This is a genomic window from Mesorhizobium sp. M7A.F.Ca.CA.003.01.2.1 (assembly GCF_003998945.1).
GTDB lineage: Bacteria > Pseudomonadota > Alphaproteobacteria > Rhizobiales > Rhizobiaceae > Mesorhizobium > Mesorhizobium ciceri.
This window is the reverse complement of sequence record NZ_RZRA01000681.1, coordinates 1-3,196: the sequence shown is the minus strand read 5'-3', so window position 1 is coordinate 3,196 and position 3,196 is coordinate 1. Positions and strand designations below refer to the sequence as shown.

General features: G+C 64.2%; 2 protein-coding genes and 1 pseudogene. All 3 read left to right on the top strand.

From position 1 onward, the window contains the following. Positions 1-2,492 (top strand): translation initiation factor IF-2 (gene infB, locus EN969_RS23600; protein WP_127419437.1); only part of this gene is annotated, 2,492 nt, incomplete at its 5' end. A gap of 125 nt (positions 2,493-2,617) precedes the next feature. Beyond that, complete coding sequence (gene rbfA, locus EN969_RS23595; protein ID WP_024503464.1) at positions 2,618-3,058, top strand: 30S ribosome-binding factor RbfA; 441 nt, start codon at positions 2,618-2,620, stop codon at positions 3,056-3,058. Further along, positions 3,058-3,196 (top strand): annotated as a pseudogene (gene truB / locus EN969_RS36205) (tRNA pseudouridine(55) synthase TruB); the annotation flags it as partial. The gene rbfA and the pseudogene truB, both read left to right, overlap by 1 nt.

The window sequence follows — 3,196 nt, the reverse complement described above, 5'->3', positions numbered from 1 at the left end:
AGGGCACTGTGCGCCAGAACTTCTCGCACGGCCGCACCAAGCAGGTCGTCGTCGAAACCAAGAAGCGCAAGTTCTCGATGCCCGGCGACAAGCCGGAGCCTGTTGCCGCCCCCGTCTTCACACCGAAGCCGGCGGTCGTGGCCGCACCCGTCGTCGTGCCGGAAGCACCGAAGGCGCCGCCACCCCCGCCGCCCCCGGCCCCGGTCGAGCGCAGCGGCATGGTGCTGAACGAACTGTCGCGCAGTGAAATGGAAGCACGCCGCAGGGCGCTCGAGGGCTCGAAGGTTCGCGAGGTCGAGGACCGCCAGCGCGCCGCCGAGGATGCCAAGCGTCGCGCCGAGGACGAAGAGCGCCGCAAGCGCGAACGCGATGAATCCGCGCGCCGCCAGGCCGAGGAAGAAGCACGGTTGCAGACCGAGGCCGAATCCCGCCGTCGGGCCGAGGAAGAGGCGCGTCGCCGCGCGCCATTGGCTGCCGAACTGGCAACAGTCGATGACGAGGAAGTGGCCAAGCCGAAGCGGGTTGGTGCCGGCGCACCGGTGCGCCGTCCGGTCACGCCTGAAGTGGCGCGTCCGGCCAAGCCGACCAAGAGCGAGGAAGATCGCCGCCGTGGCAAGCTGACGCTGAATTCGGCATTGTCCGACGAAGATGCGCGAGCCCGTTCGCTGTCGTCGATGCGTCGCCGCCAGGAAAAATTCAAGCGCGCGATGCACAATGAGCCGCGCGAGAAAGTCATGCGCGAAGTGATCCTGCCAGAGACCATCACCATCCAGGAACTGGCGCAACGCATGTCCGAGCGCGCGGTCGACCTGGTCAAGTTCTTCATGAAGCAGGGCCAGATCCTGAAGCCGGGCGACGTCATCGACGCCGACACGGCCGAGCTGGTCGCCACCGAATTCGGCCACACGGTCCGCCGCGTCGCCGAATCCGACATCGAGGAAGGCCTGTTCAACATCGCCGACAATGCCGAGGACCTGGTTTCGCGTCCGCCGGTCGTGACGATCATGGGTCACGTCGATCATGGCAAGACCTCGCTGCTCGACGCGATCCGCAACGCCAATGTCGTCTCCGGCGAAGCCGGCGGCATCACCCAGCATATCGGCGCCTACCAGGTCGAGAAGAATGGTCACAAGATCACCTTCATCGACACGCCCGGCCACGCCGCCTTCACGGCGATGCGTGCTCGTGGCGCCCAGGCGACCGACATCGCCATCCTGGTGGTTGCGGCCGATGACAGCGTCATGCCGCAGACGATCGAATCGATCAGCCATGCCAAGGCGGCCGACGTTCCGATCATCGTGGCGATCAACAAGATCGACAAGCATGATGCCGATCCGCAGAAGGTGCGCTCCGAACTGCTGCGCCACGAGGTTTTCGTCGAATCCATGGGCGGTGAAGTTCTGGACGTCGAAGTGTCGGCGACCAAGGGCACCAATCTCGACAAACTGCTCGAGGCGATCCTGCTGCAGGCCGAAATTCTCGACCTGAAGGCCAATCCGGACCGTACCGCCGAAGGCGTCGTCATCGAGGCCCAGCTCGACAAGGGCCGTGGTCCCGTTGCCACCGTGCTGGTGCAGACCGGCACGCTGATGCCGGGCGACATCCTCGTTGCCGGCAATGAATGGGGCCGGGTGCGTGCGCTGGTCAACGATCGTGGCGTGCAGATCAAGGAAGCGCCGCCGGCGATGCCGGTGGAAGTGCTTGGCTTGCAGGGCACCCCGCAGGCCGGCGATCGCTTCGCCGTGGTCAACAACGAGGCCCGTGCCCGCGAGATCACCGAATACCGCCAGCGTCTGGCGCGCGAGAAGGCGGTTGCCAAGCATGCCGGCCAGCGCGGTTCGCTCGAGCAGATGATGTCGCAGTTGCAGACAAGCGGGCTGAAGGAATTCCCGCTGGTCATCAAGGGCGACGTGCAGGGCTCGATCGAGGCGATCAACGCCGCACTCGACAAGCTCGGTACCGACGAAGTGCGTGCACGCATCGTCCATGCTGGCGCCGGCGCCATCACCGAAAGCGACGTGTCGCTGGCCGAGACTTCGGGTGCCGCGATCATCGGCTTCAACGTCCGCGCCAACGTCCAGGCACGTGCCGCTGCAGCGGCGGCTGGCATCGAGATCCGCTACTACTCGATCATCTACAACCTTGTGGATGACGTGAAGGCGGCTCTGTCGGGCCTGTTGTCGCCGGAGCGTCGCGAGACTTTCATCGGCAATGCGCAGATCCTCGAAATCTTCGACATCACCAAGGTCGGCAAGATCGCCGGCTGCCGTGTCACCGAAGGCAAGGTCGAGCGTGGTGCGGGCGTGCGCCTGATCCGCGACAACGTCGTCATCCACGAAGGCACGCTGAAGACGCTGAAGCGCTTCAAGGACGAAGTTTCGGAAGTCCCCGGCGGCCAGGAGTGCGGCATGGCCTTCCAGAACTACGAGGACATGCGCGTCGGCGACGTCATCGAGTGCTTCCGCGTCGAGATGGTGACCCGGACACTCTGAGTTCGAGTGACTTGTCCATACCGGGCGGTGGTCGAAAGGCCGCCGCCCCAAGTCTATTGAGAATGCCCATATGAGACATGCGGCACGGTTCCATCCCGCGCCTCACGCTTTCAGGATTGAGAAAAATGCCCCGTCCAACCGCATCCAGCCCATCCCAGCGCATGCTGCGCGTCGCCGAACAGGTGCGCCATGCGCTATCCGAAACCCTGCAGCGCGGCGAGATCATCGATCCGCTGATCGAGAACACCGTGGTGTCGGTCTCGGAAGTGCGCATGTCGCCCGATTTGAAGGTCGCTACCGCTTTCGTCTCGCCGCTCGGCGCCAAAGATGCCGATGCGGTGGTCGAGGCGTTGAACAAGCATGCGAAATTCGTCCGTGGCCGTGTCTCCGGCGCGCTGCGGCAGATGAAGTTCATGCCGGAGTTCCGCTTCAAGCTCGACACCTCCTTCGACAATTTTGCCAGGATCAACGACCTCTTGAAATCGCCGGAAGTGGCGCGCGATTTGGGTCCTGAGGACCAGGAAAACGCAGACCAGGACAAAGACGACAACAAGGACACCGAATAGTGGCGCGTCGCGGCAAGAAGAAGGGCCGGCCGATCTCGGGCTGGCTGATCCTGGACAAGCCGGTCGGCATGGGCTCGACCGAAGCCGTCTCCAAGATCAAATGGCTGTTCCAGGCGGAAAAGGCCGGCCATGCAGGCA